1 pseudogene is annotated in these 570 nt (G+C 73.7%); it reads right to left on the minus strand.

From position 1 onward, the window contains the following. Window positions 1-474: pseudogene (locus KUM32_RS41230) on the minus strand (SAM-dependent methyltransferase); the annotation flags it as partial. Window positions 475-570 lie beyond the last annotated feature (96 nt).

A 570-nucleotide genomic window follows, 5' to 3' on the forward strand; every position in this document is an offset into this window, starting at 1 on the left:
CTGCACAGCGGGTTCGAGCACGCGGGACGAGCGGGCGATGAGCGCGCCGTCCTGGTCGGCGATCGACACCCGGCGCCCCTCGCGCAGCATGCCGGGGGCGTCCAAGAGCAGCGGGGCGTGGAAGCGCATGAGCTGTTCGAGCAGCGCCACGTAGGCGTCCGCCTCCGGGCGCGCCAGCGACTTGGCCAGGCGCCCGCGCAGCCGGTAGCGCCCGTCGCGCGAGCCGAGTTCCCCGATCCGCACCCCCATGTCGAGCCAGGCGCCGAGCAGTTGCTCCTCGCCGTGCATGCCGAGCTCGTCGGCGAGCGCGGGCGCGTCGAGCGGCTGCCGCGCGAGATGGCGCAGCACGCCGCTGCTGGCAGCCGCGGCCAGGAACGAGGCGCGGTACACGGGACCAGCCAGCTCGCGTGGCATCCGCAGGGCCAGTGAGAGGTGATTGCTGCGCACCAGCTTGGTGAACGTTCGGAATTTCACAGGGGGTTCCTCATCTGTGCTGGGTGGTGGGCGGCGTACGCGCGAGCGGCACTGGGCCGGCGCGGAACGGGCCGGGGGACACCCGCGCCCCGGTGT

The organism is Streptomyces sp. AC627_RSS907 (assembly GCF_019049165.1).